Raw genomic sequence first — 20,260 nt, forward strand, 5'->3', positions numbered from 1 at the left:
CGGCGGCCGGGCGGTAGCCGTGGGTCCCGTCGTACGCCTTCCCCCCTGTCCGACCAGTCGGTATGTTCAGGGGGCCCGGACGGCACCCGTCCCGGCGCACGGCCGTGGACGACGGAGGACTCATGTCTCAGTCTCAGGTGCGGGGTCACTGCGAGGCGCGGTTCGAGGCCGTGCGCGACGCGTTCGAGGAGAACTTCGCCGAGCGTGACGAGCTGGGGGCGGCGGTCACGGTGACGCTGGGCGGGGAGACCGTGGTGGACCTGTGGGGCGGCTGGGCCGACGCGGCGCGGACCCGCCCCTGGGAGCGGGACACCGTCGTCAACGTCTGGTCGACGACCAAGGGCGCGACCGCGCTGTGCGCGCACCTCCTCGTCGACCGGGGTCTGCTCGACCTGGACGCCCCGGTGGCCGCGTACTGGCCGGAGTTCGCGGCGGCGGGCAAGGAGCGTGTCCTCGTCCGGCATCTGCTGTCGCACCGGTCGGGGCTCGCGGGCCCGCGCGAGCCGCTCTCGTTCGAGCAGCTCCTGGACTGGAAGCTGACCGTCGAACGGCTCGCCGCGCAGGAGCCGTGGTGGGAGCCGGGCACGCGGTCGGGGTACCACGCCATGACGTTCGGCTTCCTCGTCGGTGAGGTGGTCCGGCGGGTGTCGGGGCTGCTGCCGGGCGCCTTCCTGGCGCGGGAGGTGACCGGCCCGTTGGGCATCGACTTCACCATCGGGCTGCCCGAGGCGCAGGCGTCACGGGTGGCCGAGCTGGTGCATCCGCCGGCCGCGACGGCCAGTCAACAGGCGGCGGTCTTCGCCCAGTTGACGCCCACCGCGCTGGCTGCCCTCGCCAACCCGGTGGTCGGCGCGGCGCAGGCCAACACCCCGGAGTGGCGGGCGGCCGAGGTGCCGGCCGCCAACGGCCACGGCACCGCGCGGTCGGTGGCCGCGCTGTACGGCGTCCTCGCGCTGCGCGGTACCTGGGGCGGCCGGGAGGTGCTGTCGGCGAAGGCGGCCGAGCGGGTCCGTGAGGGGCAGGGCGCCTGCCGTGACCTGGTGCTCGGGGCCGGGTTCGGCCGGGACACGGAGATCGGGCTGGGCCTGTGGCTGAGCGGGCCGCACGGTTCGTACGGGCCGAACCCCAGGGCCTTCGGCCACGACGGCTACGGCGGTTCCTGCGGTCTCGCCGACCCGGAGGCCGGCGTCTCCCTCGGCTATGTCATGAACCGTATGGGTCCGCACATCGCCGACGACCCGCGCAAGATGGCGCTCGTCGACGCGCTCCACGCCGCGCTGTGACCCGTGGGGCGGCCCGCCCCACGTGTGTCAGGGGTGTGCTCCCCCTGCACGGAGAGTCCTGCGTCAGTGCGCGCTCAGTCGATTCCCGCACCCCGTCCGGTGCCAGCATCGACCCCGAGCGAGCTGTGGTCCCTCGCTGTCTCGCGTCGCTGTCTTCTGAAGCGAACAGCGGTCCTTCGACGCCGATTTCTCGACTTCGTCAGGAGCTGACACACACATGCGCAGACATCACCGTCCTCTGATCCTGGGCGTCGCCGTCACGGTCGGGATGCTCACCGCGACGGTCATCCCGTCGGCCGCCGCCCCCGCGGCCGACCGCACGTCACCGAAGCCCACCGTCGTCCTGGTGCACGGCGCCTTCGCGGACGCCTCCGGCTGGTCCGGTGTCGTCGCACGGCTGAAGAAGGCCGGCTATCCGGTCGTCGCCCCGGCCAACCCGCTCCGGGGCCTGCAGGCGGACGCCGGGTACCTCGCCTCGCTCCTCGGCACGATCGACGGCCCGAAGATCGTCGTCGGGCACTCCTACGGCGGTGCCGTCGTCACCGAGGCCGCCGCGTCCGTGCCCGAGGTGAAGGCGCTGGTGTACGTGGCGGCCTTCATGCCCGACAAGGGTGAGGTGCTCGGCGAACTCGCGAACCGCTTCCCGGGCTCCGAGCTCAACCCGGCGCTGGAGGCGCTTCCGGACGGGGCCGGCCATCCCGACGTGGCCATCAAGCCCGACAAGTTCCACGACGTGTTCGCCGGCGACCTGCCGCGTTCACAGACCTCGGTGCTGGCGGTGTCCCAACGCCCGGTCAGCCTCGCGGCGTTCCAGTCCACGGCGCAGGCCGCGGCGTGGCGCACGATCCCCTCCTGGTTCATGGTCGCCACCGGGGACAAGACGATCTCCCCCGCTCTGGAGCGCTTCCAGGCGAAACGGGCGGGCTCGCACACCGTCGAGGTCGACTCCTCGCACGTGGTGATGATGTCCCACCCGGACAAGGTGACCGCGCTGATCAAGTCGGCGGCCAAGTCGACTCGTTGAGGCTCGGCCGGCGGGTCCCGGTCAGCCCTGGCGGGTGGCCACCACCAGGCGACAGCGGGGGCTGCCGTCGGGCCGCCGGCCGAACTCCGGCAGCGCGAACAGTTCCACCTCGAATCCGGCGCGTTCCAACTCGGGCCGTACGACGCCGAGTTGGAACGGCCGGTAGTACATGACGAACGGCGGCCGCCAGAGCGCGTTGCGCACCCGCATCGCCGCGTCGAAGCCCAGGGCCGCCCAGTACCAGGGGGAGCGCGCAGGGGCGGGCGCCGGCAGCGGGAACGCGAAGCGACCGCCCGGTCTCAGGACGGAGTGGACCTCGGAGAACAGACGCGGCAGCTGCTCGGGCAGGAAGTGCCCGAACGCGCCGAGGCTGACGACCAGGTCGAAGGCCGAGGTGAAGGGGAGGGCGAGGGCGTCGCCGCGCACCCAGGAGAGGAGGGGGCCTTCGCCGCCGACGGAAGCGCCCCCGGCGCCCACCTGCTCCCTGCCCACCGTCAGCATCCCGGCGCTGATGTCCACACCGGTGACGCTCTTGCGGCAGACCTCGCGCAGCACCTCCATCCCGGCGCCGGTGCCGCAGCAGAGGTCCAGGCCGTCCTCGAAGGGGCCCATCGACGACAGGGCCGCCTCGACCGCCTCCAGGACGGAGTCCGGAGTGCGGAACGGGGTCTGGTCGAACTTGGGAGCGAGCAGGTCGTAGCCGTGTTCGACGGAGGAGAGCGCCTGGACGGCGAGTTCGCGGAGGCTGGGGCCTTGCGGGGTGAACATCACCTCAGCTTAGGCCCTGACTCGGGGCAGCGCCGGGCGTGGACTCTCGCCTAAGGTCCGGGACATGACTTCGTTCCGTCCCGCCCCGACCTGGCTGGCCGACGCCGTCTTCTACCAGATCTATCCGCAGTCCTTCGCCGACTCCGACGGGGACGGCATCGGGGATCTCCCCGGGATCACCGACCGTCTCGACCATCTGTCCTGGCTGGGCGTCGACACCGTCTGGCTGAACCCCTGTTTCGTCTCACCGTTCCGCGACGCCGGGTACGACGTCGCGGACTATCTGACCGTCGCCCCGCGCTACGGCTCGAACGAGGACCTGGCGAGGCTCGTCGACGAGGCGGGCCGCCGGGGCATCCGGATCCTGCTGGATCTCGTCGCCGGCCACACGTCGATCGACCACCCGTGGTTCCGGGCCTCGGCGAACGACCCGGGCGACCACCGTTACATCTGGACGGCGGAGGGCCGGCCCGACGGGTTCGTCGCCTCCCCCGGCACCCGGCCGGGGGCGTACCTCCCGAACTTCTTCGACTCCCAGCCCGCCCTCAACTTCGGCTACGCCCGCGACAATCCGGCCGAGCCGTGGCGGCTGCCGGTCGACGCCGACGGACCGCGCGCCAACCGCCGCGCCCTGCGCACGATCATGGACCACTGGCTGAGCCTCGGCATCTGCGGATTCCGCGTCGACATGGCCGCGTCGCTGGTCAAGGACGACCCGGACAGGACCGAGACCGCCGGTGTCTGGACGGAGCTGCGGCACTGGCTGGACACCGCCCACCCGGACGCCGTGCTGCTCGCCGAGTGGGGCGAGCCGGAGGTGTCGATCCCGGCCGGCTTCCACGCCGACTTCTTCCTCCACTTCGGCGGCCCCACCGACGGCCTCGCCCTGCGTTCGCTGTGGAACAACAGCCAGGGCACGGTCCACGAGCACTGGGACCCCCTCGACTGCTTCTTCGACGCGAGCGGCGGGGGCTCGCCGAACCCCTTCGTCGAGGCCTGGCAGCGGGCGAAAACGGCCGTCGCCGGTGCGGGCTTCGTCTCCCTGCCCACCGCCAACCACGACTTCTCCCGCCTCAACTGCGGTCCCCGCACGCCCGATCAGCTCCCCGCGGCCTTCACCTTCCAGCTGACCTGGCCGACGCTCCCGGCGATCTACTACGGCGACGAGATCGGCATGCGGTACGTCCCGGGCCTGCCCGACAAGGAGGGCAGCGTCCTCGGCCCCGGCTACAACCGCGCGGGCTCCCGCACGCCCATGCAGTGGGACGACACCCCGAACGCGGGCTTCTCCACCGCACCCGCCCACCGTCTCTACCTCCCCGTGGACCTCTCCCCCGACCGCCCGACCGTCGCCGCCCAGCGCGCCGACGGCGCCTCGCTCCTCCACCTCGTGCACCGTCTGATCGCCCTGCGCCGCCGGACCCCCGAGCTGGGCTCCGGCGGATCGGTGGAGGTGCTGCACGCGGGCTATCCGTTCGTGTACGTCCGGGGCGGACGGTATCTCGTGGTGGTCAACCCCCAGCGCGACACGGCCCGTTGCCCCTCCACGCGCGCCGTCCGGAGCACCCTGGAGGGGCAGGGCGTGGAGATCGCGGACGGCACGGTCACCGCACGGGGCTTCGGGTACGGGATCTTCGAGCTCGACGGTTAGCCCCGCGCGACACGGGTGCCCGCGCCGACGTCGTCCTGCTACGGCCTTCTACGGCGCGGGCGGGCCGGCCGCCTTCGGCTCCTCGCCGTACGCCGTCAGGAAACGGTCGCGGAAGGTGTCCATGCGCCAGACCGGGGCGTCGTCGCCGGGGCGCAGGCCGTCGGACCAGCCCCAGTCGTCGATCCGGTCGAGGACCTCGGGGTCGTGGGCCACGACGGTGACCGGTACGTCGTGGCTCGCGCCGTTGCCGCTGACGCTCGCCATGGGCTGGTGGTCGCCGAGGAAGACCAGGACGGTGTTCTCGTCGCCGTACCTCTCCACGTACTGCAGGAGGCTGTGCAGCGAGTACTGCACGGACTTGCCGTACTCCTCCTTCACCTCGACGGGGTCGGTGAACACGTCGGCGGGGTCCTTGCCGGCCTTCTCGATGTCCCGGTAGACGGAGCCGTCGCCGACCTCGTCCCAGCCGACCATCTCCGGCAGCGGTGCCCAGGGCTGGTGGCTGGAGGTCAGGATGATCTCCGACATCAGCGGCTTGTCGCCCTTCTTGGCGGCCTCCAGGCGCTCGAACGCGGTGAGGGCGTACTGGTCGGGCATGGTCGACCAGCTGAACTTCGGTCCCCGGTAGCCGAGATCGCGGGAGTCGTAGACCTTGTCGAGGCCGTAGAAGTCGCCTTCCGGCCAGTTCTTCTGCACCCCGGGCACGATGCCGACCGTCCGCCAGGCGCCGCTCTTGTGGAACGCGCCGGGCAGCGTGAGGCGTTCGCCGGCGGTGACCGTGCGGTAGCGGCTCTGGTTGTCGATCCACAGGCCCGTCAGGAACGTGGAGTGGCCGAGCCAGCTGCTGCCGCCGTACGTCGCGGAGGTCAACCAGCCACTCTTCGCCGCGAATCCGGCCTCGGTCAGGGCCTCGCCCTCCTCGTCGAGGGCCGCGTCGACGCCCGGTGCGATGGCCGGGTCCTCCAGGGCCGCGCGGCCGTAGCTCTCGATGAAGGTGATCATGACGTCCTTGCCACGCAGTCCGGTCAGCAGCCGGTCGGCGGGCACATCGGCGAAGGCATCCTTCTTGGCCTCCTCGGCGAAGGCGGCCTCGTCGCGCAGGGTCTCCTGGACCCGGCCCCATCGGTCCTGCACGAACCCGATGGTGCTCCTGGAGGCGACCGCCGTGTCCTCGATCGGTGTCAGGCCGAGCGCCGCGCAGGTGATCCACGCGGTACCGGCGACGATCGTGCCCCGGGTCGCCCGATCCCGGTCGCGGACCAGGAGCTCGACGAGCCGTACGACCGCCAGTGCCATGACGACGAACAGCGTCAGCACCAGGACCACGAGACCGACCACGGCGGCCGTCGCGCCCGTCGGGCCCAGCGTGTCCTGGACGTAGGACTCGGCGTCGTCCAGCAGGCCCCAGTCGAGGACGACGTTGAAGCCCCGGCCGAGGAATTGGTTGAAGCCGATGTCGAGCGCCTTCACGACGACCAGCGCGGCCAGGCCGACCCCGACGACGACCGCGGCGACCAGTCTCGGCCGTCGCGGCAGCACCAGCATCAGGGCGGCGGCGAGGATGGGTTCCACCGGTATGCGCAGGAACTGCCGCGCCTCGAAGTACTCGATCTTGCCGGGCATCAGCAGCGCGAAGAACACCAGGGCGGCGGCCAGCGCCGTGACGCCCCACGACACGTTCCGCGCCGCGACGGGGTACTTCCTGCGGAACGCCGTCCGGTACCCGCGCCACCGGCGCACGGGTTCGACGGTCTTCGCCGGTGTGTCCTGATCCGACGGCCGGCTGGTCCCGTCCGTGTCGGGTGATGGGCTGGAGCGCGTGAAGAGCGACACGCGACGTTCCTTCCGTGCGAAGACCGCTGGCGGTGCCCCCATCTGTACGGGGGCTCCCCGAGATCGGTTCAACGCCCAGGGGTAAGCCGTCGGTAAGGACTCCGCACAATCGGCCGCCGGTGGTGGTACGCTGAACTCGGCACATGTGTATCGCCCCTCATTGGGCGCCGGTGCCGCTCTCTCTCAGCTCAGCTCAGCTCCTGAGATCTCTCTCGCCGAACCGCCCGTCGACACCCGACCGGCCGTCGGCTTCACCGCAACCACCCGCGACACACGGGCCGCCTCTCGAAACGCGGCCGTGCACGGCTCAGCCGAACTCCGGGTGTGTGCCCTCCCCCTCGCTTCCCACGCGTTTTCCCACGTCCTCGAAAGGACCCTCCTTCATGACCAGCACCACACTCGAACGCACTTCCACTCAGCCTCGGCCTCCGGTCCGGGTCACCGGCGTCCTGGAGACCGCACGCGGCGGACAGGGCGCGCAGGGCGGACACGGCCACCTGCGCGTCGAGGGCTGCCTGCCCACCCCCTCCGACCCCCAGGTCTCCGCCGCGCTGATCCGCCGGTACGGCCTGCGCAAGGGCGACACCGTCGAGGGCGTGTACGACGGTCGGCGCGCCCTCACCGAGGTCGAGCGGGTCAACGGCCGTACGCCTCAAGAGCTGCGCGGCCGCCCACACTTCCACGACCTCACCCCGCTGCATCCCCGCGAGCGCCTGCGGCTGGAACACCCGGCGAGCGGGCTGACGGGCCGTCTGGTCGACCTCGTCGCACCCCTCGGCAAGGGACAGCGCGGGCTGATCGTGGCCCCGCCCAAGACCGGCAAGACCGTCCTGTTGCAGCAGACGGCGGCCGCGATCGCCGCCAACCACCCAGAGGCCCGCCTGATGGTGGTCCTCCTCGACGAACGGCCCGAGGAGGTGACCGACATGCGGCGCTCCGTACGGGGCGAGGTGTACGCCTCGACGTTCGACCGGTCCCCCAAGCAGCACGTCGCGCTCGCCGAACTCGTCGTGGAGCGCGCCAAGCGGCTCGTCGAACAGGGCGAGGACGTCGTGATCCTCCTGGACTCCCTGACCCGGCTGTGCCGGGCCCACAACAACGCGGCCGCCGCCGGTGGCCGCACCCTCAGCGGCGGGGTCGACGCCGCCGCGCTGCAGGGCCCCAAGCGGCTGTTCGGCGCAGCCCGGCTGACCGAGGAGGCCGGCTCCCTCACCATCCTGGCCACCGCCCTCGTGGAGACCGGGTCCCGCGCCGACGGCTTCTTCTTCGAGGAGCTCAAGGGCACCGGCAACATGGAACTCCGCCTGGACCGCGCCCTCGCCGACCGGCGGGTCTTCCCGGCCGTGGACATCACCTCCTCCGGCACCCGCCGCGAGGAACTCCTTTTTTCGGCAGGCGAGTTGGCGGCCGTGCGCGGTCTGCGGCGGGCCCTGCGGTCGCACGAGGGGCAGACGAACCTGGAGACGCTGCTGGAGCGCATGCGCGCCACGCCGGACAACGCGACCTTCCTGCGACAGGTGCGCCCCACGCTGCCGACAGCCTGACATGCGGCATCCGGGTGCTCGATCCGTGCGCTCGGCCCGGGCATCCCGGACTACGGCTCGCCCCTTCCTACGTTTGCGGTATGACCATCGGATTCCGCTCCCGCGCTTCCCGTGCTGCTCGCGCCCCCCGTGGCGCCCGCGCTGCCCGTGCGGCCCGCCTCGCCGTGTGCTGCACCGCCGTCTGCGCGCTCGGGGCCCTGGCCGTCGCGACCGACCCGGAAGCCGCCGGCCCCCGGTCCGGGACGGGCACGCAGGACGCCAAGGCCGCGCAGGGGTCACCGTCCCTGTACGGGCAGGGGACACCGGTACGGCCCCGGGCCGGGGCGCCCGAGGTGCCGCAGGACGTGTCCGCGGTGTCGTGGCTGGTGGCCGACGCCGACAGCGGCGCGGTGCTCGCCGCGCACGACGCGCACCGCAGACTGCCGCCCGCGAGCACGCTGAAGACGCTGTTCGCGCTCACCGTGCTGCCGGGCCTCCCGGCGGGCCTGAGACACACCGTGAAGCGCGAGGAACTGTCGGGCATCGGCGCCGGGAGCAGCCTGGTCGGCATCAAGGAGAACCGCACGTACACCGTCGCCGACCTGTGGCGCGGGGTCTTCCTCAGCTCGGGCAACGACGCCGTCCGCGTCCTGGCCCACCTCAACGGCGGCTGGAAGGCCACCGCCGAGCAGATGCGGGACAAGGCCCGCGCCCTGGGCGCCCGCGACACCCACGTCGTCTCCCCCGACGGCTACGACGCGCCCGGTCAGGTGTCGTCCGCCTACGACCTGGCGGTGTTCGGGCGGGCCGGGCTGCGCAACGCGGAGTTCGCCGGGTACTGCGCCACCGCCAGCGCGAAGTTCCCCGCGGGCGGCTGGTCGTACGGCATCCAGAACACCAACCGACTGCTCACCGGCGCCGGGGTCGAGCGCTACCCCGGGCTGATCGGCGTCAAGAACGGCTACACCACCAACGCGGGCAACACGTTGATCGCGGCCGCGAAACGGGGCGGGCGCACCCTCGTCGTGACGGTGATGCGTCCCGAGTCGGGTGGTGGCTTCGCCGTCTACGAGGAGGCGCGCTCCCTGTTGGACTGGGGGTTCGGTGCCGCCGGGCGCGTGGACGCCGTGGGCTCGCTCCTTCCCCCGCGCCCGGCGGCGGCACCTGAGGCCGGCCCCGCGTCGGCCGAGGTCCGCGCGGAGGGTGCCGGGTCGGCCGTCCCCGGCTGGCCGGTGGTGGGCGCGGTCACGGGCGCGGCCGGAGTGGGCGCGGCGGCCGTGGCCCTTGTGCTGCGGCTCAGGCACGGCCGGTCCACCCGGGGCTGACCGACCGGCAGCCACAGCAGCAGACCGAGCGTGATCCACACATAGGTGTTGGCACCGACGAAGCCGTCGACGCCGGACGCGCCGTCGAACCACAGCCAGACGACGCTGCTGCACAGCACCCCGTACAGCGCCGCCGTGAGCGGCAGCAGCCGCCGGTGCCGCAGCAGGACGGCGAAGGACGGCAGCAGCCACACCAGATGGTGCACCCAGGTGATCGGGCTGACCAGACAGCCGGTCAGCCCGGTCAGGGCGAAGGCGGCGATCCAGTCGTCGGCGCGCACCGCCGACCGGGTCCGCCGCACCCACACGCACAGCACCACGAGCACCAGCGACGCCCAGAGGACACGGCTCGGTTCGTGCGGGGCCACGAGCCGGGCCAGGACGCCCTGCAACGACTGGTTGGAGACGTAGTCGAGGCGGCCGACACGGCTGGTGTCCCACAGCGCCTCGGTCCAGTAGAAGCGCGAGGCGGCCGGGGCGATCCAGGCCGCCGCCGCGGTGGCGGCCGCGGCGACGGCGGTCGCGAGCCCGGCGGCGCGCCACCGCCGGGCGAGCAGCAGCAGTCCGATGAAGATCGCGGGCGTCAGCTTGACCGCCGCCGCCAGACCGATGCCCACCCCCGCCAGGCGGCCCCGGCCCGTGGCCAGCAGCCGGGCGTCGGCGAGGACCAGGGCCAGCAGCAACAGGTTGACCTGCCCGAAGCTGAAGGTGTCCCGCAACGGTTCGAACAACGCCAGGGCGCAGAGTGCGAGGGAGACACCGAACCAGCCGTGACGGCGCGCCGACGACCCGGCGAGGACGTACAGGACGGCCGCGAGCGCCGCCAGGTTCAGCCCCAGGCACAGCACGATCGCGGTGCGCAGTCCGACCAGCGCCATCGGCAGCATGACGACGGCCGCGAACGGCGGATAGGTGAAGCCGTAGGTCGTGCCCGGCACCAGATAGTCGTAGACACGGCCGTCGTGGTGGACCCAGGTGTCGATCGTGCCGTGGTAGACGCGCAGGTCGAAGAAGTCGCGCAGCAGCGGGACGGTCGCGGTGAAGACGGTGACGGCGACGGCCGCCCCGAGGACGACGAGGACGCGGGCCCGTTCGGTGCGTGGCCGGAGCCGCCTCGGGCGTGGTTCGCTCATGCCGTGCGCTCCAGGACCGGCGCCCGGAAGACCTGTTCGGCCTGCCACAGCACGACCACCGCGAGCACTCCCCCGCATACGGCGAGGACGATCTGCTCGGTGTCCGCCGGGTTCCCGCTCGGCAGGACGGCGAGCGCGAGCACCCCGCTGACGGCCGTGGCCCGGCGCTGCACGGAGACGTCCCGGGCGGCGGCGGCGATGAGGAACAGGCCCCACAGGGCGTACCAGGGACGGATCGCCGGGCCCAGCGCGGCCACGGCGGCCAGGCTGAGGCCGAGCGCGTAGACGGGGCCGGGTCGCAGCCGGAACCAGATGTGGCCGACGACGGCGAGGGTCAGCAGCAGTCCGGCGGCACGCCAGGCCGGGAGCGCGAGGGGGGCCAGGTCGCTGCCGAGGTCGTGCAGCAGGGTGCCGGTGGCGTGGCCGAGGACGGTGGTGGGTGCCCAGTTCTGCGGGGACACGGGTGTGCGCAGCGCGGAGATCCAGCCGTATCCCGTGCCGGCCAGGGCGGTGGCGGCGGCCGTGGTGACGACGGCGACGGCCAGGGTCCCCGCCGCCGTCCGGACCCGTCCCGTACGGCCGCGCAGCACCACCACCGCCACCAGCCCGAGCGCGGCGGGCGCCTTCACCAGCGCGGCGAGCGTGACCAGGACGACGCCGACGAGGTACCAGCGGCCCCGCGCGAGCACCAGCCCGACGCCCAGCAGACCCAGCATCATCGCGTCGTTGTGGGCCCCTGCCACCAGGTGCAGGAGGACGAGCGGGTTGAGCGCTCCGAGCCAGAGGGCGACCGCCGGATCGGCTCCGCTGAGCCGGGCGAGGCGGGGCAGCGCCACGGCCATCAGCGCCACGCCGAGCAGGGCGATCAGTCGCATCCCGATGAGCCCGGCCGGTGTCCGGCCCTCGGTCAGGGCGGACAGCGCGGAGGCCAGGGCGAGGAAGACCGGGCCGTACGGTGTCGCGGTGTGCCGCCACATCGGGGCCACCTCGTCGGCGAGCGGTCCGCCGAGCCGGGCGGGGCCGTGCAGGTGGACGTCCATGTGCGCGTCGACCATGGCGCCCTGGGCGAGGTAGCTGTAGACGTCCCGGCTGAACAACGGGGGCGCGAGCAGCAGCGGTGCCGCCCAGAGAGCCAGAACGGGCAGCAGGGCGCGGGGAGTCGGTGGTTCCGGGCCGCGTATCACCTTGCCCAGCAGCGCCCAGGCGGCCGTCAGGAGGACGATGCCGAAGTAGACGCCGACGAGCCCCAGGGCGCCGCGCCCCGAGGTCGGCGAGAGCAGATCCCGCACGGGCAGGGCTCCGGCGGTTTCACCTCCCAGGGCGAGAAAGGCGGATCCGGCCAGGCCTAGTGCCTGGCAGCGGCGCAGGTCGACGGGAAAAGCGATGGCCAACACTCGGTCAGGCTGTCAACGCCGGGTGGCGTGGAAGCGACGTCGCGCCCTCCGGGCGGGTACGGGGGCGTGACCATGAGCGAACCCGCCGCCTCGGGCGGGGCGGCGGGTTCGGTGCCGGTGGTGGCGGGCCCGGTTCCGGGAGCGGGTTCCCAGTACGGGGAGCGGGTTCCCTGTACGGGGAGCGGGTCAGAAGATCGACAGCCCTGTCAGGGTCGTGAACCGGTCCAGGGCCGCCACTCCGGCCACCGAGTTGCCCCGCTCGTCCAGCCCCGGGCTCCACACACAGAGCGTGCAACGGCCGGGCACGACCGCGATGATGCCGCCGCCCACGCCGCTCTTGCCGGGCAGGCCCACGCGGTACGCGAATTCACCGGCGGCGTCGTACGTGCCGCAGGTGAGCATCACCGCGTTGACCTGTTTCGCCTGGCTGCCGGTCAGCAGGCGGGTGCCGTCGGCGCGCAGGCCGTGCCGGGCCAGGAAGGTGGTGGCGAGGGCGAGGTCGGCGCAGGAGGCGGTGAGGGAGCACTGGCGGAAGTACTGGTCGAGGAGGACCGGTACGGGGTTGTCGATGTTGCCGTACGACGCCATGAAGTGGGCGAGGGCGGCGTTGCGGTCGCCGTGGGCGGACTCGGAGGCGGCGATCTGCGGGTCGAAGTCCAGGCCGGGGTTGCCGCTCTCCGTGCGGAGGAAGGACAGCAGCGTGCCCGCCGCGTCACCGGTCCGGGTGTGCAGACGGTCGGTGACGACGAGGGCGCCCGCGTTGATGAACGGGTTGCGCGGGATGCCGTTCTCGTACTCCAGCTGGACCAGGGAGTTGAAGGGATTGCCTGAGGGCTCGCGGCCCACGTGTTCCCAGAGGGCGTCACCCTCGCGCGCCAGATCGAGCGCGAGGGTGAAGACCTTGGTGATGGACTGCGTGGAGAACGGCTCGCGCCAGTCCCCCACGCCGTACACCGTGCCGTCCGGCTCCGCGACGGCCATGCCGAAGTGGCGCGGGTCGCGGGCCGCGAGCGCGGGGATGTAGTCGGCGGGCCGGCCGCTGCCCGGGGTCCGTTCGATCTCCTCGGCGATGCGTTCCAGGATCGCCCGGAAGTCGGGGGAATCCATCAAGCCGGCTGGGCGCCGCTGCCCGCGAGGACCTCGGGCCGCAGCAGTTCCCGGAGCCGTTCGGCGGGCAACAGGCCCTTCTCCTGGACGAGTTCTGCCACGCCCCGGCCGGTGGCGAGTGCCTCCTTGGCGATGTCGGTGGCCGCGGTGTAACCGATGTGCGGGTTGAGGGCGGTGACCAGGCCGATGGAGTTCTCCACGCTCGCCCGGAGCTGATCGGTGTTGGCGGTGATGCCGTCCACGCAGCGCTCGGCGAGGGTGAGGCAGGCCGCGCGCAGGTGGGTGAGGGACTCCGAGAGGGAGTGCAGGATGATCGGTTCGAAGGCGTTGAGCTGGAGCTGTCCCGCCTCGGCGGCCATGGTGATGGTGACGTCGTTGCCGATGACCTCGAAGGCGACCTGGTTGACGACCTCGGGGATCACCGGGTTGACCTTGCCGGGCATGATGGACGAACCGGCCTGCACCGGTGGCAGGTTGATCTCGTTGAGGCCGGCGCGCGGCCCGGAGGACAGCAGCCGCAGGTCGTTGCAGCTCTTGGAGAGCTTGACGGCGATGCGCTTGAGGACGCCCGACATCTGCACGAACGCGCCGCAGTCCTGGGTGGCCTCGACCAGGTTCGCGGCCGTGACCAGCGGCAGCCCCGTGATCTCGGCGAGGTGGCGGCGCGCCGACTCGGCGTAGCCCGCCGGTGCGTTGAGGCCGGTGCCGATGGCGGTGGCGCCGAGGTTGATCTCGTGGATCAGCTCGACGGCCTCGTCGAGGCGGCTGCGGTCCTCGTCGATCATGACGGCGAACGCGGAGAACTCCTGGCCCAGCGTCATCGGCACCGCGTCCTGCAACTGTGTACGGCCCATCTTGAGCACCTCGCGGAACTCGACGGCCTTGCGGGCGAAGGAGTCCTGGAGGACGGCCATCGCCTTGAGCAGGCCGTGGACCGCGAAGACCGTGGCGATCTTGACGGCGGTGGGGTAGACGTCGTTGGTGGACTGGCCGAGGTTGACGTCCTCGTTGGGGTGCAGGTGCGCGTACTGGCCCTTGGCGTGGCCCAGCAGCTCCAGCGCGCGGTTGGCGATCACCTCGTTGGCGTTCATGTTGGTGGAGGTGCCGGCTCCGCCCTGGATCACGTCGACGACGAACTGGTCGTGCAGCTTGCCCTCGCGGATCTCCCGGCAGGCCTCGATGATCGCGGCGGCCTTCTCGGGGGCGAGCAGGCCGAGTTCCTCGTTGGCACGGGCGGCGGCCTCCTTGACGGCGGCCAGGGCGTCGACCAGATGGGGGTAGGCGGAGATCGGGGTGCCCGTGATCGGGAAGTTCTCCGTGGCGCGCAGGGTGTGGACGCCCCAGTACGCGTCGGCGGGGACGTCACGGTCTCCGAGCAGATCGTGTTCGCTGCGGGTCGCTGCGGCGGTCATGGTGGTACGGGTCCTCTTCTTTGAGGCGGGTGCGGGTGGCCGCCTTCCTCGGGCGCGGCCCCTGAGGGGTCGCGCCGTCGGAGGGCGGTTCGAAGGGAGACGAGATCGCGGGGGCCAGGGGTTCAGATCTCCGTCGGATCCATGGGCTGACCCCGAGGCCGAACGAGTGGGCCGCGAGCGGCTTCAGCCGTCCGTGGCCTCCGCGAGCGGGTCGAGCGCCCTGGCCGGTCGGATGTGTCCGACGACGTGGCCGCCGCCGAGCAGCGGGGCGCCCGCGAACGGGGCGAGGGCGGCCGGGTCGACGCCGACGCGGGCCAGGGCCGCGGCGGTGACGGGGACCCGGGCCCGGTCGGCACCGTCGGAGATCTTCACGGCGACGGCCCGGCCGTCGGGCAGCGCGGCGACCTGGACGCCCTCGAAGCCGTCCTTGGTGAGCAGTCCGGGCACCGCCCGCATCAGTGCGGCGACGTCACGTCCGGTGCCGGAGGCCATCTCGGCGTGCGCGCGCATGGCGTCCGCGACCATGCACTCGGGGGTGCCCTCGGCGGCGGTGGTGATCCGGGCGAGGGCGCGGGCGAGGCCGTGCAGGGAGACGGAGAACAGGGGGGCGCCGCAGCCGTCGACGGTGACCCGGGCGATGGCCTGCCCGGTGAGGTCCTCGACGATCTCGGCGATGGCCTGCTGCAACGGGTGGGCCGGGTCGAGGTAGTCGTCCAGGGACCAGCCGTTGAGTTTGCACGTGTAGAGCATGGCCGCGTGCTTGCCCGAGCAGTTCTGCGCGAGTCGGGAGGGCTGCCTTCCCTCGCGTATCCACGCGTCCCGGACGGCCGGGTCGTACGGCATGTCGGTGACGTTGCGCAGATCGTCCTCGGCGGCCCCGGCCAGCTCCAGGATCCGCCGGGCTCCGGCGAGGTGGCGTTCCTCGCCGGAGTGGCTGGCGGCGGCCAGCGACAGCAGTTCGCCGTCCAGGGGGAGTCCGGCACGCAGCATCGCCACGGCCTGGACCGGCTTGAGCGCCGACCGGGGGTAGAACGCGGCCTCGATGTCGCCGAGTTGGAGTTCCACCTCCCCGTCGGCTCCCAGCACCACGACGGAGCCGTGGTGGATGCCCTCGATGACACCTCCGCGTACGAGGTGGGCGACGGGGGCGTGGAGCGGTTCCCGGATCGCGGGGGCCGCGGCCACCGGAGCCGCAGGGATCGCCGCGGCGCCGGTGGTCGTGGGGTCGTACGTCACTGCGTGAATCACTTCTTCACTCCGGCCGACTGCTGGGCGACCCGGCGACGCACGCCGAACCACCCCGCGATCAGCGCCAACACGATGAGGGGCAGGCACAGCACGGTCGTGCGGCCCGCGCCGCCGTCCGCGTACATCAGGACGAGGACCGACGCCAGGAAGAACAGGGTCACCAGTTCGGTCCACGGGGAGCCCGGCAGCCGGTAGCTCGGCCGGGTCAGCTCGCCCTTCTCGGTCTTCTGCCAGAACACCAGGTGACAGATCATGATCATGCCCCAGGTGCAGATGATGCCGATCGCGGCGAAGTTGAGCACGATCTCGAACGCGTCGGCCGGGACCACGAAGTTGAGCCCGACGCCCAGCACGCAGATGCCACTGGTGAGCAGGATGCCGCCGTAGGGGACCTGGTTGCGGCTCATCACGCCGGTGAACTTCGGGGCGGAGCCCGCCATCGCCATGGAGCGCAGGATGCGGCCGGTGGAGTACAGGCCCGAGTTGAGCGAGGACATGGCCGCGGTCATCACGACCAGGTTCATGATGCCGCCGGCCGCCGGGACGCCGATGTTGGAGAGCACCGTGACGAAGGGGCTCTCGCCGGCCTTGTACGAGGACCAGGGCAGCAGCATCGCCAGCAGCAGGACGGAGCCGACGTAGAACAGACCGACGCGCCACATGATCGAGTTGATCGCCTTCGGCATGATCTTCTCGGGGTTCTCGGTCTCGCCCGCCGCGACGCCGACCAGTTCGACGGAGGCGTAGGCGAAGACGACACCCTGGATGATCAGCAGCATGGGCAGCAGACCGTTGGGGAAGATGCCGCCGTTGTCGGTGATCAGGGACGGGCCGGGGGTGTGGCCGTCGACGGGCTGCTGGGTGACCAGCAGGAAGATGCCGATCAGCATGAAGGTGACGAGCGCGCCGACCTTGATGATCGCGAACCAGAACTCCAGTTCGCCGAACATCTTCACCGAGATCAGGTTCACGGCGAGGACGACCCCGAGCGCGATGAGCGCGATGACCCACTGGGGGATGTCGGAGAACATGCCCCAGTAGTGGGTGTAGAGGGCGACCGCGGTGATGTCGGCGATTCCGGTGGTGGCCCAGTTCAGGAAGTACATCCAGCCGGCCGTGTACGCGCCCTTCTCGCCGAGGAACTCCCGGGCGTAGGACACGAAGGCGCCCGAGGAGGGCCGGTACAGCACCAGTTCGCCCAGTGCGCGGACGACGAGGAAGGCGAAGACTCCGCAGACCGCGTAGGCGATGAAGAGGGACGGGCCCGCGTCGACGAGACGTCCGCCGGCGCCGAGGAAGAGGCCGGTGCCGATCGCTCCGCCGATGGCGATCATGTTGACGTGGCGGGACTTCAGGGACTTGCTGTAGCCGGCGTCTCCGGCGTCGACGTGGGCCGGCGACTGCCCGGCCCCTACGTCGTCCTTCTCGAGGGACTGCTCGCTCACGCCTCGGGTCCGCCTTCCGTGGAACTCTCCGTGCGTGGGGAACGCACGATGTCGGTGAGGGTGGTCTCGACGCGGTCGAGGTGGTGGGACATCGCCTCCACCGCGTCGTGTTCGGAACCGTCGATCAGCGCCTCGACGATGGCCCGGTGCTCACGGTTGGACTGCTCGCGCCGGCCGCCCAGCTCGTTGAGGAAGGCCGACTGGCGGGCCAGCGCGTCCCGGATCTCCTCGATCACCCGGCGGAACACCGGGTTCTGGGCGGCTTCGGCCACGGCCAGGTGGAAGAGGGTGTCCATCGCGACCCAGGCGGTCGTGTCGGTCTCCCGCTCCATCCGGTCCAGCAGGTGGGCCAGGTGGTCCAGGTTCTCCGGGGTACGGCGCACCGCCGCGTATCCGGCGACCGGGATCTCCACGTGGCGGCGCACCTCCAGCAGGTCGCTGGCCGCGTAGTCGCCGAAGGTGGGGTCCTCGACGGCGTTCGCGATCACGAAGGTGCCCTTGCCGGTGCGGGACTGGGTCAGCCCCATCACCTGGAGGGCGCGCAGCGCCTCGCGCAGGACCGGACGGCTCACTTCGAGCTGTCGGCAGAGCTCCGCCTCCGAGGGGAGCTTGTCCCCGATGGCGTACTTGCCGCGCTCGATGGCGTCGCGGAGGTGGGTGAGCACCGCTTCCATGGCGCTGACGCGCCGGGGTGCCGAGCCACCTGTCTGGCTGTCTGACAGGTTCACGGGGGTGATCCTGCGGGTGACCGGAGGGGGCTGTCAAGGGGGCCCGTATTCGATCTTCCAGGTCACGAGCGGTGGTGGATCAGCCGTGCGCCGTGTGACGGCCTCGTGGGGGTGGGCCTCGTCAGCTGAGCCCACCGGCGGCGAGCAACCCGAACAGCAGGACGCCCACCACGATCCGGTACGACACGAACACCTGGAAGGAGTGCCTGGTCACGAACTTCAGCAGCCAGGCGACCGAAGCGTACGCGACCGCGAACGACACGGTGGTGCCTGCGATCAGCGGGGCCGCGCCCACCCCCGCGCCGAGGGCGTCCTTCAGCTCGTAGAGCCCGGCGCCGGTGAGGGCGGGAATGCCGAGGAAGAACGAGAGCCGGGTGGCGGCGACCCGGTCGAGGTCCAGCAGCAGCGCGGTGGACATGGTGGCGCCGGAGCGGGAGAAACCGGGGAACAGCAAAGCGAGGATCTGCGAACCGCCGACGAGCATCGCGTCCCGGAACCGGGTGTCCTCCTCCGCGCGCCTGCGCCGGCCCACCTGTTCGGCGACCCACATCACGCCGCTGCCGACGATCAGGGAGCCGGCCACCACCCACAGGGAGGCGAGCGGCCCCTCGATCAGCGACCGGGCGGCCAGCCCCACGACGACGATCGGGATCGTCGCGGCGATCACCCACCACGCGAACCGGTAGTCGCGGTCCTGCCGCTCCCCCGCGTCGGACAGCCCCCGGAACCAGGCGGACCCGATGCGCGCGAGATCGTGACGGAAGTACACGAGGACCGCGGCGATCGCGCCGACCTGGATGACCGCCGAGAACCCGACGACCGCCTTGTCGTCCACCTGGATCCCCATCAGCCCCTCGGCGATCTTCAGATGGCCGGTGGAGGACACCGGGAGGAACTCCGTCACCCCCTCGACCGCTCCGAGGACGACTGCCTGACCGACGCTGATGGTGCTCATGGGGTCCAGTTCTGCTCTGCGAGGGCATGGCTGACGGGGCATGGCTGAGGAGCCAGCCACCGGCCGCGAGTCACGCGCCACGTGGACCGCGATCGCGCCGGGAGAGGCAGTCCTACTACGGCCGGGTAAGGCGCGCCCTCAGGACCACAGGGCCCGCGCCACCGCCAGACCCACGTAGGCCGCGCCCAGCCCCGCCGTCACACTCGCGACCGCGTTCACGGTGGCGTGGAAGCGGTCGCCGCTCTGGGCCAGGCGCAGGGTCTCGTAGGAGAAGGTCGAGTACGTGGTGAGCGCCCCGCACAGTCCGGTGCCGAGGAGAAGGTGCAGGTGGGAGCCGACGGCACCGGCCGCGACGGCACCGGTGAGGAAGCCCAGCACGCAGGAGCCCGCGACGTTGACGGTGAACGTGCCCCAGGGGAACGCCGTGTCGTGGCGGGACTGCACCGCGCGGTCGGTGAGATAGCGCAGGGGCGCGCCGACCATCGCGCCGACGATGACGAGCAACCAGTTCACGACGACCTCTTACCTTTCTCACGCGTGGCGGTGGGGCCGGTTCCCCGTACGCGATGTGCCGCCGTCGTCGCCAGCCGGACCGCCGTGAGGACGGCGAGGAGGGCGGCGAGGAGCGTCGCGGCCAGGTAGGCGAGGGCGGTGGTGGGGTGGCCCTCCTCGATCAGGCGCTGGATGTCGACGGCGTAGGTGGAGAAGGTGGTGAAGCCGCCGAGGACTCCGGTGCCGAGGAAGGGGCGGACCAGGCGGTGGACCGTCCACACCTCGGTGACGACGACCATGAGGAGCCCGATCACGAAGCAGCCGACGACGTTGACCCAGAAGGTGGTCCAGGGGAAACCCGTGGTCCCGGTGGGCCAGAGCAGGGCGGCGCCGTAACGGGCCGCGGCCCCGATACCCCCACCGACGGCCACGACCCCGACCACGGGCGCCTGACCGTGCCAGGGTGCGGGCCGGGGCGGGTCGGCGACGGGGGCGTCGGGGGACTGGAGGGCTTCGGGCCTCTCGGGGTGTGGGGGCGGCATGGGTGTGCGTCTCCTACTCGCCGGGGCCCGGAGGTCCACCGGGCGTGCTCCGTCGCAAGCAGGGACCGTTGTCGGCGTCGTCGCCGCTGTTCGGGTACGGCGGGCCCCACCGCCGCGCCGCGACTGTGATCGCGGCTGCTCGACAGCGTAACGCGGCCGTCGTCCCCGCCGCACGCGGCCGGTGCCGAGTCGGACCCGACACGGCTGGGCTACGCCCTGAGCACTGTGGCCGCTCGGCCAGGCGTCGCCTCCGACCGGCCCCGGGGCTGCTCGGCCGGCCTCTGCCCAGCCTCAACCACGCCCCCGTCGTGGCCGTGGTTCGGCCCTGCCCCGGTCATGCCCGCCCCGACACCGACACCGACCCCGTCCTGGGCCCGGCCCACCCCGCCGCCGCGCT

The 20,260-nt window shown here is 72.0% G+C and carries 16 protein-coding genes and 1 pseudogene; 5 read left to right on the top strand and 12 right to left on the bottom strand.

The genetic code is table 11. From position 1 onward, the window contains the following. The first annotated feature begins 122 nt into the window (after positions 1–122). Both RM704_RS21765 and RM704_RS21770 read left to right on the top strand, forming a co-directional pair. Positions 123–1,283 carry an EstA family serine hydrolase gene (locus RM704_RS21765; protein WP_033526336.1) on the top strand — a complete coding sequence of 387 codons (1,161 nt, stop codon included), beginning with the start codon at positions 123–125 and terminating at the stop codon, positions 1,281–1,283. A gap of 217 nt (positions 1,284–1,500) precedes the next feature. After that, entirely contained in the window at positions 1,501–2,307 is an 807-nt protein-coding gene (locus tag RM704_RS21770) for an alpha/beta fold hydrolase (RefSeq protein ID WP_033526337.1), read from the top strand. A 21-nt stretch (positions 2,308–2,328) separates the two neighbouring features. Here RM704_RS21770 and RM704_RS21775 read toward each other — a convergent pair whose 3' ends face one another. Then, positions 2,329–3,075: a class I SAM-dependent methyltransferase gene (locus tag RM704_RS21775; RefSeq protein WP_033526338.1), complete on the bottom strand. Its 747-nt coding sequence runs from the start codon at positions 3,073–3,075 to the stop codon at positions 2,329–2,331. 64 nt (positions 3,076–3,139) lie between these two features. On the opposite strand from RM704_RS21775, the gene RM704_RS21780 reads away from it, so the two are divergent. Further along, on the top strand, positions 3,140–4,726 hold the full coding sequence (locus RM704_RS21780) for an alpha-amylase family glycosyl hydrolase (RefSeq protein WP_033526339.1): 1,587 nt from the start codon (positions 3,140–3,142) through the stop codon (positions 4,724–4,726). Between the two features lie 48 nt (positions 4,727–4,774). On the opposite strand, the gene RM704_RS21785 is transcribed toward RM704_RS21780, so the two are convergent. Continuing rightward, positions 4,775–6,559, bottom strand: coding sequence for an alkaline phosphatase family protein (locus RM704_RS21785; RefSeq protein WP_033526340.1), 1,785 nt, complete (start codon positions 6,557–6,559; stop codon positions 4,775–4,777). Between the two features lie 383 nt (positions 6,560–6,942). On the opposite strand from RM704_RS21785, the gene rho reads away from it, so the two are divergent. Both rho and RM704_RS21795 read left to right on the top strand, forming a co-directional pair. Then, on the top strand, positions 6,943–8,103 hold the full coding sequence (gene rho, locus RM704_RS21790; RefSeq protein ID WP_033526341.1) for a transcription termination factor Rho: 1,161 nt from the start codon (positions 6,943–6,945) through the stop codon (positions 8,101–8,103). An 80-nt stretch (positions 8,104–8,183) separates the two neighbouring features. Next, positions 8,184–9,110 (top strand): annotated as a pseudogene (locus RM704_RS21795) (D-alanyl-D-alanine carboxypeptidase family protein); the annotation flags it as partial. Positions 9,111–9,148: 38 nt separating this feature from the next. Here the strand turns inward: RM704_RS21795 and RM704_RS21800 are convergent. From RM704_RS21800 to crcB (RM704_RS21845), 10 genes are all read right to left on the bottom strand, one after another. Further along, positions 9,149–10,540: a glycosyltransferase 87 family protein gene (locus RM704_RS21800; RefSeq protein ID WP_033526343.1), complete on the bottom strand. Its 1,392-nt coding sequence runs from the start codon at positions 10,538–10,540 to the stop codon at positions 9,149–9,151. Further along, complete coding sequence (gene mptB, locus RM704_RS21805; protein ID WP_033526387.1) at positions 10,537–11,925, bottom strand: polyprenol phosphomannose-dependent alpha 1,6 mannosyltransferase MptB; 1,389 nt, start codon at positions 11,923–11,925, stop codon at positions 10,537–10,539. Before mptB ends, RM704_RS21800 begins: the two co-directional genes overlap by 4 nt. A 195-nt stretch (positions 11,926–12,120) precedes the next feature. Then, positions 12,121–13,041 carry a glutaminase gene (locus RM704_RS21810; protein WP_033526344.1) on the bottom strand — a complete coding sequence of 307 codons (921 nt, stop codon included), beginning with the start codon at positions 13,039–13,041 and terminating at the stop codon, positions 12,121–12,123. Further along, on the bottom strand, positions 13,041–14,453 hold the full coding sequence (gene aspA, locus RM704_RS21815) for an aspartate ammonia-lyase (RefSeq protein ID WP_033526345.1): 1,413 nt from the start codon (positions 14,451–14,453) through the stop codon (positions 13,041–13,043). The genes RM704_RS21810 and aspA overlap by 1 nt, the downstream gene beginning before the upstream one ends. 183 nt (positions 14,454–14,636) lie before the next feature. Beyond that, complete coding sequence (locus tag RM704_RS21820) at positions 14,637–15,689, bottom strand: asparaginase (protein ID WP_033526346.1); 1,053 nt, start codon at positions 15,687–15,689, stop codon at positions 14,637–14,639. Positions 15,690–15,697: 8 nt separating this feature from the next. Then, the gene (locus tag RM704_RS21825) at positions 15,698–17,146 is read right to left on the bottom strand and encodes an amino acid permease (RefSeq protein ID WP_033526347.1); all 1,449 of its coding nucleotides are present in this window, start codon (positions 17,144–17,146) and stop codon (positions 15,698–15,700) included. After that, positions 17,143–17,874 (bottom strand): FadR/GntR family transcriptional regulator, encoded by a 732-nt coding sequence (locus tag RM704_RS21830; RefSeq protein WP_078937039.1) that lies wholly within the window; start codon positions 17,872–17,874, stop codon positions 17,143–17,145. The genes RM704_RS21825 and RM704_RS21830 overlap by 4 nt, the downstream gene beginning before the upstream one ends. 121 nt (positions 17,875–17,995) lie before the next feature. After that, on the bottom strand, positions 17,996–18,829 hold the full coding sequence (locus RM704_RS21835) for an undecaprenyl-diphosphate phosphatase (protein WP_033526349.1): 834 nt from the start codon (positions 18,827–18,829) through the stop codon (positions 17,996–17,998). Between the two features lie 138 nt (positions 18,830–18,967). Continuing rightward, entirely contained in the window at positions 18,968–19,342 is a 375-nt protein-coding gene (crcB, locus tag RM704_RS21840) for a fluoride efflux transporter CrcB (RefSeq protein WP_033526350.1), read from the bottom strand. After that, on the bottom strand, positions 19,339–19,863 hold the full coding sequence (gene crcB / locus RM704_RS21845) for a fluoride efflux transporter CrcB (RefSeq protein WP_033526351.1): 525 nt from the start codon (positions 19,861–19,863) through the stop codon (positions 19,339–19,341). The genes crcB (RM704_RS21840) and crcB (RM704_RS21845) overlap by 4 nt, the downstream gene beginning before the upstream one ends. Between the last annotated feature and the right edge of the window lie 397 nt (positions 19,864–20,260).

Source organism: Streptomyces gottesmaniae, assembly GCF_031845845.1.
In the GTDB taxonomy this organism is placed as follows: Bacteria; Actinomycetota; Actinomycetes; order Streptomycetales; family Streptomycetaceae; genus Streptomyces; species Streptomyces akebiae.